General features: G+C 41.0%; 13 protein-coding genes and 2 pseudogenes. 7 read left to right on the forward strand and 8 right to left on the reverse strand.

Annotated elements, in window-relative coordinates; genetic code table 11:
• Window positions 1–161 precede the first annotated feature (161 nt).
• The 3 genes from RMZ95_RS27220 to RMZ95_RS27230 all read right to left on the reverse strand — a co-directional run bounded on the left by RMZ95_RS27220 (window position 162) and on the right by RMZ95_RS27230 (window position 4,904).
• Window positions 162–2,591 carry a sulfatase-like hydrolase/transferase gene (locus RMZ95_RS27220; RefSeq protein ID WP_322684688.1) on the reverse strand — a complete coding sequence of 810 codons (2,430 nt, stop codon included), beginning with the start codon at window positions 2,589–2,591 and terminating at the stop codon, window positions 162–164.
• Between the two features lie 13 nt (window positions 2,592–2,604).
• Window positions 2,605–3,687: a formylglycine-generating enzyme family protein gene (locus tag RMZ95_RS27225; RefSeq protein WP_322684689.1), complete on the reverse strand. Its 1,083-nt coding sequence runs from the start codon at window positions 3,685–3,687 to the stop codon at window positions 2,605–2,607.
• A gap of 869 nt (window positions 3,688–4,556) precedes the next feature.
• Entirely contained in the window at window positions 4,557–4,904 is a 348-nt protein-coding gene (locus tag RMZ95_RS27230) for a hypothetical protein (RefSeq protein ID WP_322684690.1), read from the reverse strand.
• 317 nt (window positions 4,905–5,221) lie between these two features.
• Between RMZ95_RS27230 and RMZ95_RS27235 the strand changes: the two genes are divergently transcribed.
• The 6 genes and pseudogenes from RMZ95_RS27235 (at window position 5,222) to argJ (ending at window position 11,015) form a co-directional block, all read left to right on the forward strand.
• Entirely contained in the window at window positions 5,222–5,389 is a 168-nt protein-coding gene (locus RMZ95_RS27235) for a hypothetical protein (protein WP_322684691.1), read from the forward strand.
• A 1,065-nt stretch (window positions 5,390–6,454) separates the two neighbouring features.
• Window positions 6,455–6,886, forward strand: a pseudogene (locus RMZ95_RS27240) (PAS domain-containing protein); the annotation flags it as partial.
• Window positions 6,887–7,015: 129 nt separating this feature from the next.
• Window positions 7,016–7,369, forward strand: a pseudogene (locus RMZ95_RS27245) (PAS domain S-box protein); the annotation flags it as partial.
• Between the two features lie 60 nt (window positions 7,370–7,429).
• Window positions 7,430–8,029: a sensor histidine kinase gene (locus RMZ95_RS27250; RefSeq protein WP_409883933.1), complete on the forward strand. Its 600-nt coding sequence runs from the start codon at window positions 7,430–7,432 to the stop codon at window positions 8,027–8,029.
• An 18-nt stretch (window positions 8,030–8,047) separates the two neighbouring features.
• The gene (locus RMZ95_RS27255) at window positions 8,048–9,562 is read left to right on the forward strand and encodes a response regulator (protein ID WP_322684692.1); all 1,515 of its coding nucleotides are present in this window, start codon (window positions 8,048–8,050) and stop codon (window positions 9,560–9,562) included.
• Window positions 9,563–9,851: 289 nt separating this feature from the next.
• A complete protein-coding gene (argJ, locus tag RMZ95_RS27260; protein ID WP_322684693.1) occupies window positions 9,852–11,015 on the forward strand; it encodes a bifunctional glutamate N-acetyltransferase/amino-acid acetyltransferase ArgJ in 1,164 nt (387 codons plus the stop codon).
• A 688-nt stretch (window positions 11,016–11,703) separates the two neighbouring features.
• Here argJ and RMZ95_RS27265 read toward each other — a convergent pair.
• The 3 genes from RMZ95_RS27265 to RMZ95_RS27275 form a co-directional block, all read right to left on the reverse strand.
• Window positions 11,704–13,893: a xanthine dehydrogenase family protein molybdopterin-binding subunit gene (locus tag RMZ95_RS27265; RefSeq protein ID WP_322684694.1), complete on the reverse strand. Its 2,190-nt coding sequence runs from the start codon at window positions 13,891–13,893 to the stop codon at window positions 11,704–11,706.
• A 73-nt stretch (window positions 13,894–13,966) separates the two neighbouring features.
• Entirely contained in the window at window positions 13,967–15,007 is a 1,041-nt protein-coding gene (locus RMZ95_RS27270; RefSeq protein WP_322684695.1) for a xanthine dehydrogenase family protein subunit M, read from the reverse strand.
• The gene (locus tag RMZ95_RS27275; protein WP_322684696.1) at window positions 14,994–15,542 is read right to left on the reverse strand and encodes a (2Fe-2S)-binding protein; all 549 of its coding nucleotides are present in this window, start codon (window positions 15,540–15,542) and stop codon (window positions 14,994–14,996) included. Before RMZ95_RS27275 ends, RMZ95_RS27270 begins: the two co-directional genes overlap by 14 nt.
• Before the next feature lie 571 nt (window positions 15,543–16,113).
• Here RMZ95_RS27275 and RMZ95_RS27280 point away from each other — a divergent pair.
• Entirely contained in the window at window positions 16,114–17,304 is a 1,191-nt protein-coding gene (locus RMZ95_RS27280) for an FAD-dependent oxidoreductase (RefSeq protein ID WP_322684697.1), read from the forward strand.
• A 732-nt stretch (window positions 17,305–18,036) separates the two neighbouring features.
• Here the strand turns inward: RMZ95_RS27280 and RMZ95_RS27285 are convergent.
• Both RMZ95_RS27285 and RMZ95_RS27290 read right to left on the reverse strand, forming a co-directional pair.
• Window positions 18,037–18,546 carry a DUF6174 domain-containing protein gene (locus tag RMZ95_RS27285; protein WP_322684698.1) on the reverse strand — a complete coding sequence of 170 codons (510 nt, stop codon included), beginning with the start codon at window positions 18,544–18,546 and terminating at the stop codon, window positions 18,037–18,039.
• A 568-nt stretch (window positions 18,547–19,114) separates the two neighbouring features.
• Window positions 19,115–20,659 carry a calcium-binding protein gene (locus tag RMZ95_RS27290; RefSeq protein WP_409883928.1) on the reverse strand — a complete coding sequence of 515 codons (1,545 nt, stop codon included), beginning with the start codon at window positions 20,657–20,659 and terminating at the stop codon, window positions 19,115–19,117.
• Window positions 20,660–20,967: the final 308 nt, after the last annotated feature.

Consider the following 20,967-nt stretch of genomic DNA (forward strand, 5'->3'; position numbering starts at 1 on the left):
GATTTTTTTTCACGCAGAGTTGCGGAGGGGCAGGGGGGCAGGGGAGACAAGGGGACAAGGGGACAAGGGGACAAGGTGACTTATGAGAACTTGCAACATTGCAACAAGTCTTTCCCCTTGTCCCCAATGCCCAATGCCCAATGCCCAATGCCCAATTCCTATTACTTCAATTCCAGGGTGACTTGCTGTAAGTTGCCGGTGAATGCAAAGGGTGTTTGGTAAGTATCTACCGCAGGTGTGCCAGTATCTTGACCAACATCAAAGGTTTCATCTAAACCAAATCGGTAGCCTACGGTTTTATCAATGCGGCCTTCGGCAACCTGTTGATCGTTGATCGAGAGCTTACCAGTACCACCTGCTCCCGGAACGCCGCCATCATAAGTAAAGTCAAATTTGATTTGGGATTTGCCGATCGCAATTGGTTGGGAAGATTGAATGATTGTGCGATCGCTATTTAACAAGTTGTAAGCAAAGGTGGGTTTACCTTCTTGCAAGAAGAAACTCCAACCCGCAAAACGTCCGCCTTGGGTAACTAAAACGCCTTCAGTACCATCTTTGGCAGCATCCACATCGGCAGTGATGCTAAAGGAGCGATTCTTAATATTGGGAGCGCTACCTTCGGGAATCCCTGCAACAGATGTGTAATAAGTAAAGCTATTGCGTCCTGTGATTAGGTTGGAACGGATTTTGACATCAAACCGTTGAAGTAAGCGATCGTCCAAGGGCAGAACTTTGTATTTCTCTGCTTCCTTCAGAAATAAATTTTGTAGTTGCGCTAACTTCTCAGGGTTCTGCTTGGCTAAATCGTTGGCTTCACTGAAGTCTTTAGTAATATCGTATAGTTCCCAATTATCTTCATCGAAGGTGGTTTTCGAGACACGCTCCCAAGGTAAGCGTCCATGACGGGCGGCTGCTACCCAACCTCGATCATAAATGCCACGATTGCCAAACATCTCAAAATACTGGGTTTTGTGATGGGATGCTACAGCAGGATCGTCAAAGCTATAGACAAGGCTAGTACCTTCGATGGGTTGTTGTTTTACACCGTTGACTACCTCTGGTTCTTCAATCCCCACAGCTTCCAGAATTGTAGGCGCAATATCAATTACATGATGGAATTGGCTCCGCAGTCCACCACGATCTTTGATGCGTTGGCGAAGCCCGCCGGAGGCATCGCCCCAAGCCACAACTAAACCATTGCGGGTTCCCCCGAAGTGAGAAGCAATTTGTTTTGTCCATTGGAAGGGGCTATCCACTGCCCAAGCCCAAGCTGCATGAAAATGATTGAAGGTTTTTGGCCCACCTAAATCATCAAAAGCCGCGAGAACTTCTTGAGGACTTTCTGCTACGCCATTAAAGACTTTTAATTCATTAACACTACCTGTTAAGCCGCCTTCAGCACTCGCACCATTATCACCGGCGATGAAAAAGACTAAGGTGTTATCCAATTCACCCAGTTGATCGATCGCATCAATAACTCTACCAATTTGTGCATCGGTATGGCTGAGGAAACCTGCAAATACTTCCGCCTGACGCGCATAAACTTTCTGCTCGGTGGGAGTGAGGGAATCCCAAGCTGGGAGTTCTGCCGGGCGAGGAGTCAGCTTAGTATCGGCGGGAATTACACCCAAGGCTAGCTGACGAACAAAGATGTCTTCGCGTAATTTATCCCAACCTCGATCGAATTTACCCTTGTACTTGTCGATCCATTCCTTGGGCGCATGGTGTGGGGCATGAGTTGCACCAGTGGCAAAGTAGGTAAAGAAGGGTTTATCTGGAGCGATCGCTTGTTGGGTACGAATCCACTTAATTGCATGGTCTGCTAGATCGGGGGTGAGGTGATAATCAGGGCGATCGCTTGGTTTCTGAATATGTTGGGTATTTTCCACCAAAGCTGGACTCCATTGATTGGTATCACCGCCCAGAAAGCCATAGAAGTACTCAAAACCTAAACCTGTCGGCCAGCGATCGAATGGGCCTGCTGCACTGGTTTCATAGTCTGGGGTATTGTGCCATTTGCCAAAAGCGGCTGTGTTATATCCATAATCTCGCAATACTTCAGCGATCGTTGCTGCACTTCTAGGTAAAATCGCAGTATAACCTGGATAGCCTGTGGCTAACTCCTCAACCACACCTGTATTCACAGAATGGTGATTGCGTCCCGTGAGCAATGCGGCTCTGGTAGGAGAGCAGAGTGCTGTAGTGTGGAATTGGTTATAACGCAATCCCCTTTCTGCTAGACGGTCTAAATTAGGCGTATCGATCGCACCGCCAAAGGTGCTGGTTTGTCCAAAACCGACATCATCAAGCAACACCAGCAACACGTTTGGTGCATTTTCTGGAGCCTTAATTGGTTTGGGGAAGTCTGGTTCGGATTCTTTGTAAGTAATGCCAATTTTGCCTTTAAAAGATGGTTGGGGTAATGGCAATTTGTCGCCATAGTCCGCCCAAGCAGGTAGAGGTAAGAGACTAGAAAATATTAGCGTTAGGGCTGTCAAAAATGCGATTCTCCTTCGGAGACGCTGCGCGAACGCACCAGAAGTTAGCTTGAGAGATGCATACAAAGAATCTCTCTTATGAGGATCAGTCATACAATTTTGGATTTTAGATTTGGGATTTTGGATTTATGGATAGTGTGCTAGAGGACAAATTTTTAACTAGCCGAAACCCGATATGAGTAGTACCCGTATCGGGTGATTCTGACTCCCGCGCCGCCGGACGGAAGCGACTACAGTAATTGGGAGCGCAGAGATACGATCCCCCCTTGATTACGTGTAACTCTGGTTCATCGGGCTTTTTGGGATCAAAGCTTTGATTTAAGGCAATAGGATTAATTCGATTGGATTTGCGATCGCGTCCAACTTGATAGAAATCAGTAGTCCATTCCCAAACATTCCCGGTCATGTCATAGAGTCCATAACCATTGGGTGCAAAAGAACCGACGGGAGCAATGCCCAAGTGACCATCGGCTTTGGTGTTGAAAAAGGGAAAAATTCCTTGCCAAGTGTTGGCTCTATGTTCAGAATATTCATTGCCCCAAGCATAGGTTGCACCATCCAAGCCACCACGGGCGGCATATTCCCATTGAGCTTCGCTGGGTAGGGATTTTCCTGACCATTTGGCGTAGGCTAGGGCATCTTCGTAAGCTATGTGAACAACTGGATAGTTGGATTTGCTAACGATTGCACTGTCTGGCCCAAAGGGATGTTGCCAATTCGCGCCAGTAGTCCAATGCCACCAACTCAAAAAGGAAACTTCCTTGACACCCGGTTTTGCCATCTCAAACACTAACGAACCCGGTAATCGTTGCTCATCGGGTAAATCGGGAAACTGTTCTTGAGATAAGGGACGCTCTGCAACTGTCACATATCCTGTTTGTTTGACAAATTCACCAAATTGTGAGTTTGTTATCTCATATTTATCAATACAGAAGTTAGTCACCGTTACATCTCCAGGCGATCGCTCTTCCATAAAATTGGAATTATCAGACCCCATTTTGAACGTTCCTCGTGAAATCATCGCCATACCTTGGGGACAGGGATTGACTGTGGCTGCCAATGCGGTTGTATTGATGAATAAAAGTGCGATCGCTATTCCCGAAATGAATATTAGTGTGAGAAAGTAATGTTTTTTCCCATCTCTAATATTCTCAATTTTGCTAGTTCTAATTGAATGCCTGTAGTTCATCAATAAGATTCAACTTTGCTTCAAACTTATATCATTTTGGTTTTAGATGAAAAATTCCCTTTTCGTCGTAGTTATCAGTAATTTATTTTTCGCATTACATTATTTATTGTGGAAAAATCTATATTTTAATCAATAAATTTTAAGAAGATTTTCAATGTTTGATACTATGCAGAAACTGTTAACTCTAAACTTAGGTTAATTTACAACAAAGATATTCATTTGTTCTAAAGTACTAAAAACCGATTAAGTTACCGATGTTTTATCCAATATTGATAAATTACATCTTGTGAAAAGATAAGTCAAGCACTATATATATTTAGCGACGAAAAAGCTTAACACTACCTCAGTCAGATATTGGTGTAGCCCCAAAACCAGTTTTGATACTCTTCTTAAACCCAGTTTTTTCGTAAAACTGGAGTACTTCCTTGGTTTGCCTTCCACTTAGGAGCATTACTTTGTAACAATTATGACTCCATGCAGATTGTAAGGCAACGTGAGTTCGACAAGCCCTTTTTTGACCTCTCCCCCAACTCCTCTCCGACACGGAGAGGGGAGCCAAAACTGTAGAGGGACAAATTATTTGACCAAAACAACAGATTTTTTGTCAACAATCCAAATTCTTCTATATTGCTTGTTCAAGCAACTTCTATAGCTTCATATCAGAAAGGCTAAAAATCAGATTCCTCTAGAGCGAAGCTTACAAGCTTGAAGAACTTGACAAATTATTTGTTGCTGTGGTCAAATAATTCGTCGCTGTAGAGCGAAACGCGAAAAATACAGTACGCGCTCCTTGAGCGCTATGTCCTGCAAGGTAAAATCAGTGTTAAGTACAAGAAAGATGCTATAAAAAAAGATGCATTACGAAAACACTATCTTTTTATAGGGGATGGCGCTAGTAATCCTGATAAAGCACCCAAAGAACCAGTTCCAAGAGCGGTTAGAAGTTCAGGAATTTGTTTGTTGCCGTTTGCTTGTAGAGCAATTGCACCTATAAGACAAATTAATACCGTAGAGGTAAGTGTACCAACAATCATACGGTAAATCCAGGGGTCTGTTTGTATATAGTTTTGTGGCAGATTAAAAGTATTATTTACTGCATCAGCGTTTTGTTGTACACCTTGCTGACCTCTTGAATCATTGAGAGTTGATGGTTGTTTACTTTCTTCAAGTAAAGACTGTGTTTCGACTAAAGAGTTTTTTCCATTCTCTGTACTCATAGTGCATCCTTTTTATTTAATAAAATAAGCATTGGAAGTTTTCTATAATTGTTAATCACATTACGATTCCTCTTTTTCGGAAAAGTAGAAACAATCACCAAAGTTTTTTTTTGCAGTCAAGTGAGATCGCCCCTCTGTCCCTTTGCCTTTCATCACTGGAATAAGCTTAATTTTGGGTTTAAACAGGCTTTAGTAGGTTAGCTGGGGATTTTTTTTACCTTGGCATCGCTGTAGGGGATTGTAGGGTGTGTAGTAGGAGCGATCGCGCCCAATACTCAATCGTCTCACTCCAAGATAAGTAATAAGCCATCTGAGTAATGGTAGTAGTCGGTTTTATCGATACAGTGGTCGAAAGTATGATTTCAGTTAACCACCGCCAGTCAATCGCACACCTGCTATCATTGTTAACCCAGATTTACACTTGCCCAGATACCCTTACCATCAGCAATGCCGATAGTTTTGCTGATGTATGGGCTTCTTTATGATGAAAAAGAATCTAGCCATCAACCTTTTCTAAAGTGGGTTTATATTTTTGTAGCTAAAACAACACTAATTTCCTGGTTTTTTACTTACGACACGGAGTTTGTGGTTTGCTACCTGCGCCTCATCTAATGCCAGTTGCTCTGTGTCCAAACCTTGAGAGTGAGCTTTTCCACTTGTTCTGTGCGGTATTAAGGATAAATCTTTAACCGGACACTAGATGATAAATTAATAGTGCTGACCTACTCAAACTGATTTGAGTTAATCCGCAAATACACGTATGGAGCTAGATGAATATTAAATTAGTAGATAACCGAAATATTACTGTAATTTTTGAAGGTTTTTATATATGTAAATGGTTGATTTCAGAGGATATACGGTAACGATAACCAAAGCGATCGCGGTACTTTAATTTTAATAAATCTTATATTATTCAGATTAAAAAACTCAGAAAAGATGACGAAAACAGAATGTAGAAGCTCAAACTCATAATCAATTCTAGTCTAAAACTAGTACGGTAAAACTCTGACAAACGCCAAACGTAGTTCTCCTTGAGAATATGAGACTCACTCTCTAGGTGTATACGCATCTACAAAAGGTCTGAGGCTAAAAACCTCTTCTTTCGCACTTCAGGCTTTGATGAAGACTTGTGCAATATGTAGGTTTTTATGATGGAAATTTTAAATAATTTTTTCTCTACTAGCCAGTTTATTCCCCACGGACATTGCTATCTCTGGAAACCAGGATTGGTGTGGTTGCATCTGATTTCAGATGTGTTAACTGGACTTGCTTATTATTCAATTCCAGTGATGTTGGTTTATTTTGTTCGTAAACGGCGAGATATGCCTTTCGGCTGGATATTCTTAATGTTTGGCACATTCATCGTTGCTTGTGGCACAACTCATTTAATGGATGTATGGACGCTTTGGTATCCTACCTATTGGCTATCAGGGTTAGTCAAAGCTATCACCGCTTTTGTTTCCGTATTAACGGCTATAGAGCTTGTGCCATTAATGCCACAGGTGCTAGCTCTACCGAGTCCTGCCCAACTAGAGGCTGCAAACTACCAACTAGCAAAAGAAATTGCTGAACGCATACGGACTGAAGAAGTGTTGAGGGAAAGCGAGCAACGCTGGCAATTAGCTTTGCGAGGCAATAATGATGGAATTTGGGACTGGAATGTTAAAACCAATGAAGTTTTCTTCTCGGCTCGCTGGAAAGAAATGCTCGGTTACGAAAACCACGAAATTTCTAACCATTTAGATGAATGCGTGACACGAGTGCATCCGAACGATATTGAGCGGGTGAAACAAGCGGTTCAAGATCACTTTGCTCAGAAAACACCGTTTTACATTACCGAGTATCGAGCTTTATGTAAAGACGGCACCTATAAATGGATTTTAGATCGAGGGCAAGCACTGTGGGATGAAAATGGTAATGTAGTACGAATGGCAGGCTCACATACTGACATTACCGATCGCAAGCAAGCAGAGGAGACACTAAATAGCCTACTTAACCAATTAGAAAGCAAGGTTGAGGAAAGGACAGCAGAGTTAACAAAAATCAACGAATCGCTACAGACAGAAATTACTGAACGCCAGCGAATAGAAGAAGCATTGCGAGAGAGCGAACAGCGATTTCGGGCTGCATTCCATCAAGCTGCTGTTGGCATTGCCCATGTCGCAATCGATGGAAGCTGGTTGTTAGTTAATCAGAAGCTTTGCGATATTCTCGGTTACACACTCGAAGAACTACAGTTGTTAACTTTCCAAGATATTACTCACCCGGACGATCTTAATACTAACCTGAAATATGTTGAGCAGATTTTAGCAGATAATATTCAAACTTACTCGATGGAAAAGCGCTATTTCCGTAAAGATAATTCCATAGTTTGGGTTAATCTTACTGTGTCTTTAATGCGCGAATCTAATGGGGAGCCAAAATATTTTATTTCTGTGGTCGAAGACATTAGCGAACGGAAAGCCGCGCAACGCGAACGCAAGCAGTGGGAGGAGCAAATTCAAGCATCACTATTAGAAAAAGAGGTGTTATTAAAAGAAATTTATCATCGGGTCAAAAACAATTTACAGGTTATTTCCAGTCTGCTAAACCTGCAATCTGCCTATATAAAAGACAAAGAAGATTTAGTAATATTTCAACAAAGCCAGCAACGGATTGCATCAATGGCTCTCGTTCATGAAAAATTGTATCAATCTCAAGACTTAGCAAGGATTAATTTTGGTGAATATATTCGAGATTTAGTCAAAAGTTTATTTACTGCTTATGAAGTCAATGAAGATGCGATCGCTTTAACAATAAATACGGAAGATTGTATTTTTCTCGGTTTAGATACAGCAATTCCTTGTAGCTTAATTATCCATGAACTTGTATCTAATTCTTTAAAATATGCATTTACCAAAGGTAGTGATGGTGCAATTAATATTGAAATAAAGAAAATAATTAATAATAATTTAATGCTAATAGTTCGTGATGACGGGATTGGCTTACCACCAAACTTTGATTTTAAAAAACTTGCATCATTAGGATGGGAGTTGGTGGATGCTTTAACCCATCAGTTAGCAGGAAATATAAATATTACAGGCTCTACTGGAGTAGAGTGCCAGTTGACATTTCCTTTAATATAAATAGACAATCAATAAAAGATGACAAGCGCAAAAATTTTAGTTGTGGAAGACGAAGCTATTGTTGCTAAAGACTTACAATATCGGCTTAATAAATTTGGTTATATAGTGCCTGCTATTGCTTCTTCAGGAGAAGAAGCGATTAATATAGCAAGAGAAATATCTCCAGATTTAGTTCTGATGGATATCAAGCTTAAAGGCTCAATGGACGGGATAGAAGCTGCTGAAGAAATCTATAAACGTTTGGATATCCCAGTAATTTATTTGACTGCTTATGCAGATGAAAACACATTAGAACGAGCTAAGATAACTGAGCCGTTTGCCTACCTGCTGAAACCTTTTAAAGAAAGAGAACTACAAACAAATATTGAAATAACTTTGACTAAACATGGTTTAGAAAGGCAATTAAAAGCTAATAAAAAATGGCTGGATGCACTTTTAAAAAGTATCAGCGATGGTGTAATTGCTAGCGATTTACAAGATGTAATCACTTTTATGAATCCGGTTGCGGAAAATCTGACTGGATGGAAACAAGAAGAAGCGTGTGGTAGAAATTCCTCAGAGATATTTAATATTGCTAATGGCGAAACTCATAACTCTATTGAAAGTCCGACTATAAAAGTTCTTCAAGATGGTATTATAGTTCATCTCCCCGCAGAAACAATTCTGATTAATAAAGATGGTGCAAAAATACCAATTGATGACAGCGCTGCACCAATTAAAGATGACAAAGATAATATTACAGGCGCTGTATTAGTGTTTCGAGATATTACTGAGCGCAAACGAGCGATTGAGGCGCATCAAAAGCAAATTGAGCAAGAAAAACTTGTGGTGCAATGGAAGGAGATAAATCAACTCAAAAATGACTTTTTGAATTTAGTTTCTCACGAACTGCGATCGCCTCTGAGTAATATCAAGATGATGATTCAAATGATACAATTATATAATAATACTGAGAATGCTCAACGCTATCTAAAATTAATAGAAAGCGAGTGCGATCGCGAACTAGAATTAGTTAACGATCTACTAGACTTACAACGGCTAGAAAGCTCATCCTATCCAGTTATTACACCTGATGCGTTGCTCTTACAACAGTGGTTACTTTGGATTATCGAGCCGTTTCAAATTCGTGTTCAACAACATCAGCAAACTCTACAGCCGAATCTCCCTGCAAATCTCCCGCCGCTATTCTCAGATAGCATTAGCTTAGAACGCATTATAGTAGAATTGCTCAATAATGCCTGTAAATACACACCTGCCGGTGGTGAAATTGTCTTAAGTGTAAGTCACAATTCCTCGGAAACACCTGCAAAAACAATTATTACTGTTAGTAATTCAGTAGAAATTCCGGTAATAGAGTTACCACGAATATTTGATAAATTTTATCGTCTACCCAATGCAGATATCTGGAATCAAGGTGGTTCGGGTTTAGGTTTATCTATAGTCCAGAAATTAGTGGAACAATTGCAAGGAAACATTCAAGTAGAAAGTGGCAATGGATGGACTACATTCACTCTTACATTAATTGATTTATAGTACTCAATAATCCAGAAATTGCTATAGCAATCCTAAATCAAGACTTACGCACTCAGATCCCCCAACCCCCTTACAAAGGGGGCTTTAGAAGTTCCCCCTTTTTTAAGGGGGGCTAGGGGGGATCTAGGTTTCAGGCTTCAGTGCGTAAGTCCTATAAATGAGATTGTGAAAACTTTTGTTATGGTTGTCCTTGGTCATTTGTCATTACAAAGGACAAATGACAAATGACAAATGACTAATAACTGAACTTGATATGAGATAATTAAACCAAATTATTAAATATCGAAAAATGTCATTAACTATATCTTCTACACCTCAAGGTTTTAGTGCATTCATCACTAATTTGGGAATACGAGATACAACCGATGATTTTGTATTTATTAAATCATCAGTTCCTTGTGTTGCAGATGGAGTCTTCACTCAAAGTCTTTTTGCCGGGCCAAGTGTTACTATTAGCCGCGATAATTTAAAAGATTCACAAGCACAAGGAATTGTCGTTATATCTAAAAATGCAAATGTAGCTAATGGTTCTGTTGGCATCGCTGATGCTCAAGAAGTTCTGCAATTAGTTGCTAGTGAAACTGGAATTGCTGCACATAATATCGCGATCGCTTCTACAGGTGTAATTGGCAGACGTTACCCCATTGAAAAAATCCGGGCTGGTTTATTAGGATTGGGCAAAAAATTGACTGATGCTGATTTTCATGCCGCCGCTCGTGGTATTATGACCACCGATACAGTAGCGAAACTAGCTACACGACAAATAGGAAATGCCAAACTAGTAGGAATTGCCAAAGGTGTTGGCATGATTGAGCCGAATATGGCTACTCTTCTAACTTTCTTTTTTACTGACGCTGCAATTTCTGCAAATAGCCTTCGTTCTATTTTTCGCTCTACTATAGATAAAACTTTTAATTGCCTGAGTGTAGACACTGACACTTCTACTAGTGATTCTGCTGTAATTCTTGCTAATGGAATAGCTGGTGAAGTTTCAGAAGTAGATTTTGCTAGGGCATTGCAAGAAGTTGCACAGGAATTAGTGCTGAAAATTGCACGAGATGCAGAAGGTGCTACTAAAATAATTGAGGTAACTGTAGATTCAGCGATTAACTATACACAAGCTAAAACAGTAGCGAAAGCAATTGTAAATTCACCATTAGTAAAAACTGCTGTTTATGGAGCAGATCCGAATTGGGGAAGAGTTGCTATGGCTATAGGCAAATGTGAAAACGAACACCAAATAAATCAAGATAAAGTTGTTATTAGTTTTGATAATGTGAAAGTTTATCCTAGTAGCTTAACTAATGAAAATCTAGAACAGTTACGGCAAATTATGTCTCAAGATAAAGTAGATATTCATGTTAGCCTGAATATTGGCGATGCCTCTGCAACTGTATGGGGTTGCGATCTTTCAGAGGGTTATATAGAAATTAATGGTAAATACTCGACTTGATTAGACTTGTTGCACAAATGCAAAATTTGCCCTCATCCCCCAACCCCTTCTCCCAATTTTGAGAGAAGGGGAGCGAATTTCAAAGTCACTCTTGAGTTGAGGAGTAGGTTGCCACTGGTTCATCAAATTTTTCCTTTGAATCTGTAGTATTTTAAACGAGATACTGTATGTAAAAAATTATTATAAAACGGTGGTTAAAGAAAAATATTTTTTATAAACCTAATATTAATAATAAATATTGGAATGTTCATCAGAAACATTGCGACATTCCTGGCAAACATTGCAATATTCATGGCAAACATTGCAATATTCATGGCAAACATTGCAATATTCATGGCAAACATTGCAATATTTATGGCAAACATTGCAATACTCATGGCAAACATCACGATATTAATACGAAATATTGCAACATAAGTAATTAGGCGGACATTATATAATATAAGTTCAGCCTAATTACCCATAATAAAAGAACCCCACCCCCAACCCCTCCCGAAGAGCGGGGAGGGGAGACAAAGCACAGCTTTGGCGGGGTGGGGTTCTTCGGGTTTAATAAGCAATCAAGCGGACATGATATTACAGCTATTTTCAGCTAAATAGACCATGTGGTAGGGGCGCAAGGGCTTGCGTCCCTACAACAGATGTGGTTCAAATAGATGATTTCTGCTGTAATTACAAACCGATTCGCTCACAACAACTTATCTGGTGTAATTGGCAGATCGCGAATTCGCTTACCTGTGGCATGATAAACTGCATTAGATATGGCAGCCGCTACCCCAACAATCGGAAGTTCCCCCAGGCTTTTGGTTCCTAGTGCATTCACATAAGGATCGGGTTCTTCAACAAATTGGACTTCCATATTGGGGATATCTGCATGAACGGGAATCAGGTAATCGGAAAGGTTAGCACCAACTATTCTGCCTTGATTAGCATCCATTACAGTTTTCTCCATCAGCGCCATACCAATTCCCCAGGTAATTCCGCCGATAACTTGACTGCGTGCTGTCTTGAAGTTGAGAATTCGCCCTGCATCATAAACGCCTACGCAACGTCTAACTTTGATTTCTCCTAACAATTCATCAACTGCAACTTCAACAAATATCGTCCCAAAAGAATGTTTGGCATATTGTTGACTTTCTGGATTGAGTGAGGATTCCTCTGTAACTTCTAAACTTTCTAATTTATGACGGCGCAGAATATCGGTGTAGCTGTCTCGCTTTGATGAGTCTTGTTTTAAAAATATTTGCCCTGACTCAACGGCAATATCTTCTGCTTGCGAGCCGTAAAGCAAAGAATTTGCATCTTCGATCGCCATTTTAATTATTTTATCCCGTGCGGCGATCGCAGTTTGATGCACCGCCGGCGAAACACTCCCAACGGTAATTGAGTTCCCTGTAATCGGGGCTTTGGGAAGATTAGTATCACCTAATTCAAACTGCACTGGTAATCCCAATACTTCAGCAGCTACCTGCGTCATCACTGTATAAGTACCTGTACCGATATCTTGAGTACCGCTTTGTACTTTCACTTCTCCAGTGGCAAAAATTTCTACCTTGACTGATGCAGTTCTGGCATTGGTGGGAAATGTCGCACTTGCCATTCCCCAGCCAATCAGGAAATGATTGTCTCGCATGGAACGGGGAACTGGATTGCGTTGTGTCCATCCAAAAATTTCTGCCCCTTTTTGATAACATTCTTTCAGGGATTTACTTGACCAAGGTAATCCTTTGTGCGGATCGATATCTGCATGATTTCTTAATCTTAGTTCAATTGGATCGATATTTAAGGTGTATGCCAATTCATCCATTGCCGATTCTAAGGCAAACATTCCCGGCGCTTCTCCTGGCCCCCGCATAAAGGTTGGTGTGCCGGCGTTGATGCGTCCCAAACGGTATTTAATTTCCAAATTGGCACAGGCGTACATCATGGTTGTTGCTGCACCCACTGGTTCGGCAAAGTCATCAAATACGGAAGTTAAAGATGTCCCAATTTGCTCAATGATAGTTAGTTTACCTTCTTTGGTTGCACCTAATGTTAGCTGCTGCTGAGTTTCAGAACGATGGCCGCAAGCAGTGTACATTTGCGATCGCGTTAGCACTACTTTTACAGGGCGTTTTACCTGACGAGCTGCGATCGCTGCTAAAATCGTATGCGATCGCAGCAGTGCTTTACAACCAAATCCACCGCCTAAGTATTTGGAGATGACGCGGACATTTTCTTCGGGAATATTCAGAATAGATGCAATTCGGCTTTGGGTTGCAGAAACGCCTTGAGTGGTTTCATAGAGCGTCAAGTTATCTCCCTCCCACATAGCGATGGTTGCAGAAGGCTCTAGGGGATTATGATGTTCTACTGGCGTGCTATAAACTTGCTCTACCAAGACATCTGCCTGTACTTTCCCCGATTCAACATCCCCTCTAGTGATTTTAGCTGGCGTCATCCCAAAAAATATTGATTCGGGTTCAAATAGCTCTGTATGTGCCATTGTGACTGTCGGAATGGCTTCTTCGTAGATAATTTTTATCTTACAGGCGGCAGTTTCGGCTTCTTCTAAAGTTTGGGCAATTACAACCCCCAAATGTTGACCATCGTAGTAGATATTATGGTCTTTTTCAGTTGATTGAGGTTGTGGAGGCCCAAAGAAAGGTATTTTTACCAGAGATGGGGTTTGCTGGTAAGTAACGACATCTAGCACACCAGGAGAGACTGCGGCTGCGGATGTGTCTATTTGGATAACTTTACCGCTAGCGATCGCGCTTTGAAAAATCACTCCATAAGTTAAATTCTCGATTGGCACATCGGCTGTGTAAGGTGCTTCTCCCGTTACTTTCAGCTTACCATCAACGCGATCGAGTGGTTTCCCAATAATTTTATTCATATCAATTAATTATTACTCCTCTTCCTTGTCCCCTTATCCCCTTGTCCCCTTGTCCCCTTGTCTCCTTATTCCCTTATCCCCTTGTCCCCTTGTCCCCTTGTCTCCTTGTCCCCTTGTCCCCTTGTCCCCTTGTCCCCTTGTCCCCTTCTGCCACAACTGAGAGTGCGCGTACCAAAGCGCGTTTGACTAACTCAATTTTGAATTCATTATGCGTTTGCGGTTTTGCTTCTTTGACGGCTGCTACTGCTGCGGCTGTAAAGATAGCTTCGTTAATTTCTTTCCCTTTGAGGATCTCCTCAGCTTCCCTTGCACGCCAAGGTTTGGGTGCTACTCCTCCAAAAGCGATACGTGCTGATTTTATCGTGTCTTGTTCTATATCTAAAGCAACAGCTACGGAAACGAGAGCAAATTCGTAGGAAGCACGATCTCTTACTTTTAAATAATGGGACTTATATGCAAAATCTGGAACTTCAATAGCAACAATTAATTCTCCAGGCTGTAATAGAGTTTCTTTTGCTGGTGTCTCGCCTGGTAAGAGATAAAAATCATCAATTGAAATTCGCCGTGATGTTTCTATTCCTTGGATGCAAAGCACTGCATCTAATGCCGTCAAAGCTACAGCTAAATCGGAAGGATGAACGGCAATGCAATGTTCGCTAGCTCCGAAAATAGAATGCATTCGATTGTAACCTGTAATTGCCGAACAACCTATACCGGGAGTGCGTTTATTACAAGGAAAAACCGGATCGCGAAAGTAACCACAACGGACTCGTTGCAGTAAATTTCCGCCCACTGTTGCCATATTTCGCAGTTGCGGTGAAGCGCTTAGTAATAAAGCTTGGCTAATTACCGGATAACATTCCTGAATTTGGGGATGAAAAGCCACATCGCTCATTCGAGAAATCGCACCAATGCGGATTCCTTGAGGTTGAAATTCAATATTTGCTAAGGGCAAACTATTAATATCAATTAATATATTCGCTGTTTGGACTCCATCTTTCATTAATCCCAGTAAATCTGTGCCCCCAGCAATAAATACAGCAGTTTTCTCTTGCTCAACTATTGCGATCGCCACTTCTTCTGAAGTGACTTTAGCATAACTAAATGGCTGCATCTTGCTTTTCCTCTAGCACATCTTGAATCGCCGCAATAATATTTGGATATGCTCCACAACGGCAAAGGTTTCCACTCATCTTTTCTCGAATTTCTGCTTCAGATTTTGGTGATTCTTCTAATATCATCCCTACGGCTGAGATAATTTGACCTGATGTACAGTAGCCACATTGAAAAGCATCATGAGTAATAAAGGCTGTTTGCATAGGATGGAGTTTACCATCTTGTGCTAATCCCTCAATTGTGGTAATTTCAGCACCGATGTGCATGATTGCCAAAGTCATACAAGAGTTAATACGCCGATTATTAACTAATACTGTACATGCACCACATTCACCGCGATCGCAAGCTTTTTTAGTGCCCATCAAACCCAGCTTTTCTCGAAGTGCATCTAGTAATGTAACACGAGGTTCTATCTTTAAGGAGTAAGATGTCTTATTAACATTCAGTGATAATTCTACTTCCTCTGAAACGAATATTTTCACTTCCTGAGTAAGTGAGTCTGAAGTTCTTGAAGCTAAGGAATTTTCTGCCATGTCTCATGTAGATAATAATTACATCATTTATTATACTAGCGATAAAAGTCTGCGGTTGTTCTAGCGTTACTTCCTGACATTTAGAATCCAAGGTAACGGCAATAACGGATGGTAAAAGGCATAAATAGCTAACCTCTCAAGCAATCACTTGTGGGTAATTTACAATCAGCGGCAATGAACTCACTTAAACTAATACATACAGAAGCTGCTTTAAATTTCATCCAAACTCTTTTTCACAATTTTTTTGAATATGAAAATAATACAGTAAGCTTAGTGACCTTACAGGAAGTTTATGAAAATTAAAAGTCAAATTTAATGAATTTATCGCTGAAATCGACGTAATGGTATTTATTTACGTTTGTCGAATTAGTAAAAAATGCTGAAGCGTGCAGTTTTTGTTACTACCAGCAACCGCAAAACAAATTCAGGGTTGATTCTTAAGGAAGATTGACTAAAAAACTATTTAGGAGTCAAAGTAATAACTGTGGATCTAGATAAAAGATAAAGTTGCCTTCAAACATGGAATAAGTGTATATATTCGTGGGAATATTCGGTATTCTGACTTAATAATATGAACACAAACACTCAGAAATTCTCTCAACCCATAGTAGAGAAAGTTGCTATTGTCGGTGCTGGCCCAGGCGGTTTGGCTGCTGCGATCGCACTGAGAAGCCAAGGGATAGAGGTACAAGTATACGAAAAAGCCCAAGAATTTCGTCCGGCGGGAACTGGACTAGGGCTAGCTCCCAACGGCTTGAATTCTCTAGATGCGATCGCGCCGGGAATTGTCGAAACCCTCAAAAGTTCGGGATGCGAGGTTCACCACACGGTTTTAAAGAGTATTCAGGGAGAAACAATCCGAACTAACGCCACTAAATATTTAGAGCAATACGGACAACCGTTATTGACTGTTTGGTGGTATCGTCTACAACAAGTCTTAGCATCAAGATTGCCGTCTGATATCATTCACCTCAATCATCGCTGCATCGGCTTTCAGCAAGATGCAAAGGGTGTGAAAATTCATTTTGATGGCAAAAAATCGGTAGATGCAGATTTGCTGATTGGGGCTGATGGCGTTAACTCTGTCATCAGAGAAACTTTATTTGGCGAGGGTAAGCCTAATTATATCGGTAGTATGTGTTGGCGTGCCGTCATTGAGTATCGCCACGAGCTATTTAATGACTATGACCTAGTTTTTGCCAAAGGCAATCAACAGTTTATGTACCTTTTGAATGTGGGTGGCGGCTATACCAGTTGGATTAGTCGGAAGTTCTCGCCTGAGTACTCCCTTTCGCACAGCGCTAATGAAGTGAAGTCTCGTATTCTCAATGAATTAGCCGACTGGGATAAATCCTTTCGGGAGGTGGTAGAAGCGACACCAGCCGAAGAAATTTGGGAAGGGCCGATTTGCGATCGCCCACCATTAACTCAATGGAGTCAAGGCAGAGTCACTCTCTTAGGCGATGCCGCTCATCCAATGGCGCCTGCAATGGGACAAGGAGCCAATACCACTTTTGAAGATGCATACCAACTACGAGAGTGTTTTTCTGATTCAGCTAATCTGCAAGAAGCTCTGACTAGCTACGAACAGTGTCGCATCGAGCGGACAAAACCCATTCAAGCTCGTAGTGCCTTGGGTGAAATGCGGTACTACGACATTAACACAGTGGCATCTACTGGGCAGACGCAAGAGCGGCAAATGAATATGAATGATGATTTTCACAAATGGGTGTACGACTTTAAGCCATCTGTAAAAAGTTAAATTCTAGTGTGGTATTAGTAAAGTTACTTTGAGCGCAGCTAGCGCTAATCTTATCGAGTAATTTGAGCCTATCAGAAGTGACTGTTTTTAGTCAAGCCCTCAAACACAATAAATTCGTTGAATAATTGAGAATTAGTCGCACAAAATCAATATAACTTAATCAAAGTGTTAATTTTTATGAAAAGCTAATAGCTATCCAATACAGTTCAGAATTAGGGATTACCAAGAAATAAATTATCCACTCTTGTGGGGTGGACATCTTGTCATTGGTGTCAACTTAGGGTGAAAGCCAGCCTATAACCAGCTTTTAGATATTGTCTCGTTCCCAATCTTTGACTGGGAATGCCGTCCTAGAGGCTCCGCCTCCCTTTCTGGCGGCAGAGCCGCCAAGAGCAACATTTCCAGCCTAGAGGCTGGAAACGAGATTTGAAAAGGCTTTTAGCTTAACTTGACACCAATGACATCTTGTCCGCCCTATGAACTGGGCTTTCGTGTCGCCCAGCCCACAATAAAAGTTGTATATTTTTTTATTTGGAAATTCCTTAGCTACAAAATCCAGATGTAGAGACGCGATTTATCGCGTCTTGAAAAACCATTATCTACACGAATGACCTTTAACTCAAGCGTATTGGATCGCTATTAGCTTTTTGGGATAAATTGAAGTATTAAATCTCGCTTTGAAGTTGCTAATTTACCCCTATTTCCGGTCGAGATAAAGCGCAAGTAATCAGTTTAGCGTCTAGTTTTCAGTTCCTGAAAATTCTCGATTGTCAAAAAGATTTCTTCATCAGCTATTTGACTATTGTAATCGATATTAATTTTAGTGGGATAGCCAAGTTTAGCATTGTATTCTACATCCAGGTTGAATGCCTTACGGTTGATAGCATCTTGAATCACATTAAAGAGTTCGGGAATTGTATCATATTTTTGAAAGAATTGCGGATTAACTGGTTTACCAGTTTCTACAGAAGTGATTGAAATTGTTTGACCATTACGTACTTCAATGATTACTGGCCCTCTAGCATCTGGTATGCAGAAGCAACTGTTGCTAACCGTAATGCGATAGTTAGAAATATTTGCCTGCTCCCACAAACGCTTATTAAATTTCAATCGTCTTGAATTCAAGCTATTATTCGTTTGCGTTTGATATTGTGCTTTATCTGCGCTAGTTTCGGATATAGCTGGTAGGTTCATACCTAGAGAAAGCAATAGTGTTGCACTGATGATGATAGGTAAACGCATATTAATCGATTTATTAGGTTACAAAATCTTCTTATTATCCTACAGCAAATTTTAACTTATTTACAATATTCTGTTTAAATTAACTTTATTTTTTAATTAAATTTGTATGTAGATAAATAAAACTGTATTTTTAATACTATTCATCCATAATCTAACTTTCAAGACATAAATTAGGAACTTTGCCGGAATATTTTTGATCGCCTAAAATTGCCTCTTTTTCCAAAGCGATGCTAACGGCTGGCTACGCCTACGCAGTAATTTTTAAGTTTTTCGTATCTATCTGGATTTAACTAATGAAAAAAACAAGGGCAACAAGAGAATTTCAAGCTTTTATCACATCTTGATTATCTACACTAATAACTTTTAACCCAAGCGTATTGAGATATAAAGAATTTCTGCTTTTGCAGTCTCGTACTTCATGCAAAAGAAAACTGCTGTATAATCCTCCCCATATTTAAAGTATGAGGAGGATTCAATTATCCTTAATTAGCAACATTGATGATTGCTAATTAGAATTTCACTGTCAGCTTGCAGACATGCCTTAGCTTCTATGGATTTTGAGAGATGTTTACGCAACGATCTCAAAGTTTGTCGCTGATAATAATGGTGGGGCTGTGAACTGATTGTTATCGTTATCAATGTTGGCAAACAAACTACCTGTCCCATAGCCTGGTGATGTCAAGTTTTGGTTGAAGAACAAGTTGCCAGTTCCAAGACTGTAAGTAATGAGTCCAGAGCTAGTTGCAGCTGCTGCATCATTAGCTACTATCTTAATTTGGGACAGATTATTGAGTCCGGCAAAAGTTGTCTTATCGAGGACAATTTTATCGCTAAAGTAGCTGAAGTCAGTAATTTTATCTACACCGAGATCGGCACCATTGTACCCAGCACCTGAGTTGAATACAAAGCGATCGCCACCAGCACCACCAGTCAGGATGTCATTACCTTTACCACCTCGTAACAGATCGTTACCAGCATCTCCATAAAGTAAGTCATTGCCAGCACCACCATAGAGAACGTCATTTCCCTCACCACCGAAGGCTCTCAACGTTGTCGCTGTGCCACTACCATCCAGGAAGTCATTGCCAGCCCCGCCTGTGAACCAGACTGCATTTACAGAAGTTCCTGACAGGTTGTTGACATCAAGGGTGTCATCACCGCCACCACCATTGATTTCAAACCTTTCTGCACTGTCTACAGTCAGAGTGAAAGGAACCAAGTTCAGGCGATCGAAGATTGCTCTGCCTTGAGCATCTTGTTGCAGGCGGAAGTTGTCTCCTACACCCGCGCCGTTGACCTCAACCACGTCAAAGCCAGCATTACCGCTGATTCTATCGCTACCATCACCATTGTTCCAAATCAGGCGATCGTTGCCGTTTCCACCAGTGAAGGTGTCATTGCCACGATTTCCAACTATGGTATCGTTCCCGTCCCCACCAGATAGAAAGTCGATACCATCGCCACCTCGTAACAGGTCATTATCGGCATCACCATAAAGGTTATCATTGCCAGTACCACCTGTGAGACTGTCATTCCCCTCACCACCGAAGGCTCTCAACGTTGTCGCTGTGCCACTACCATCCAGCACATCATTGCCAGCCCCGCCTGTGAACCAGACTGCATTTACAGAAGTTCCTGACAGGTTGTTGACATCAAGGGTGTCATCACCGCCACCACCATTGATTTCAAACCTTTCTGCACTGTCTACAGTCAGAGTGAAGGGAACCAGGTTCAGGCGATCGAAGATTGCCCTACCTTGAGCATCTTGTTGCAGGCGGAAGTTGTCTCCTACACCCGCGCCGTTGACTTCAACCACGTCATAGCCAGCGTTACCGCTCATTCTATCGCTACCGTCACCATTGTTCCAGATGAGCCTGTCGTTGCCGTTTCCGCCGATGAAAGTGTCGTTACCACGATCTCCGATTAGGGTATCCTGTCCGTTCCCACCGGATAGAAAGTCGATACCATCGCCACCTCGTAACAGGTCATTACCAGCATTTCCAAAAAGGCTGTCATTTCCATCCAAACCATTGAAGTTATCAGAAGCGGCATTACTAATACCTACATCTGCTCCATTAGTCGGGCCTGGGCCTGGAATCCAAGTTACTGCCATGATTAATACTCCTAATTCTTAATTTATCTCAACGAACAATGAGTTACTAATACTTCATTTCTAAGAAATGTATGGAAGTACTAGTTTTTCTCTATGAACTAGAAAACTTATAGTTTTTAGCTGCTAAGTATTAATCAGAGATATTTTCTTGTTTTATGCAGAAGATTGGTTTTTGTAAAACTTCTTCACTAGGAATTTTAGATACATACCTGACTGTATCCTAACTTTTCACGTCATTTGAAAAAGAAAGCGTAACTCGTGAATGCCTTTTGTAAACTAGCTTTCAACTGATTGAACGATTTTCGCTA

The sequence above is a fragment of the Nostoc sp. DedQUE07 genome (genome assembly GCF_034530975.2).
In the GTDB taxonomy this organism is placed as follows: domain Bacteria; phylum Cyanobacteriota; class Cyanobacteriia; order Cyanobacteriales; family Nostocaceae; genus Nostoc.

Bases quoted from the DNA above. Each gene is read 5' to 3' on its own strand.
- RMZ95_RS27220 (WP_322684688.1), bottom strand. From the start codon at position 2,591: ATGACTGATCCTCATAAGAGAGATTCTTTGTATGCATCTCTCAAGCTA.
- RMZ95_RS27225 (WP_322684689.1), bottom strand. From the start codon at position 3,687: ATGAACTACAGGCATTCAATTAGAACTAGCAAAATTGAGAATATTAGA.
- RMZ95_RS27230 (WP_322684690.1), bottom strand. From the start codon at position 4,904: ATGAGTACAGAGAATGGAAAAAACTCTTTAGTCGAAACACAGTCTTTA.
- RMZ95_RS27235 (WP_322684691.1), top strand. From the start codon at position 5,222: ATGGTAGTAGTCGGTTTTATCGATACAGTGGTCGAAAGTATGATTTCA.
- RMZ95_RS27255 (WP_322684692.1), top strand. From the start codon at position 8,048: ATGACAAGCGCAAAAATTTTAGTTGTGGAAGACGAAGCTATTGTTGCT.
- argJ (WP_322684693.1), top strand. From the start codon at position 9,852: ATGTCATTAACTATATCTTCTACACCTCAAGGTTTTAGTGCATTCATC.
- RMZ95_RS27265 (WP_322684694.1), bottom strand. From the start codon at position 13,893: ATGAATAAAATTATTGGGAAACCACTCGATCGCGTTGATGGTAAGCTG.
- RMZ95_RS27270 (WP_322684695.1), bottom strand. From the start codon at position 15,007: ATGCAGCCATTTAGTTATGCTAAAGTCACTTCAGAAGAAGTGGCGATC.
- RMZ95_RS27275 (WP_322684696.1), bottom strand. From the start codon at position 15,542: ATGGCAGAAAATTCCTTAGCTTCAAGAACTTCAGACTCACTTACTCAG.
- RMZ95_RS27280 (WP_322684697.1), top strand. From the start codon at position 16,114: ATGAACACAAACACTCAGAAATTCTCTCAACCCATAGTAGAGAAAGTT.
- RMZ95_RS27285 (WP_322684698.1), bottom strand. From the start codon at position 18,546: ATGCGTTTACCTATCATCATCAGTGCAACACTATTGCTTTCTCTAGGT.
- RMZ95_RS27290 (WP_409883928.1), bottom strand. From the start codon at position 20,659: ATGGCAGTAACTTGGATTCCAGGCCCAGGCCCGACTAATGGAGCAGAT.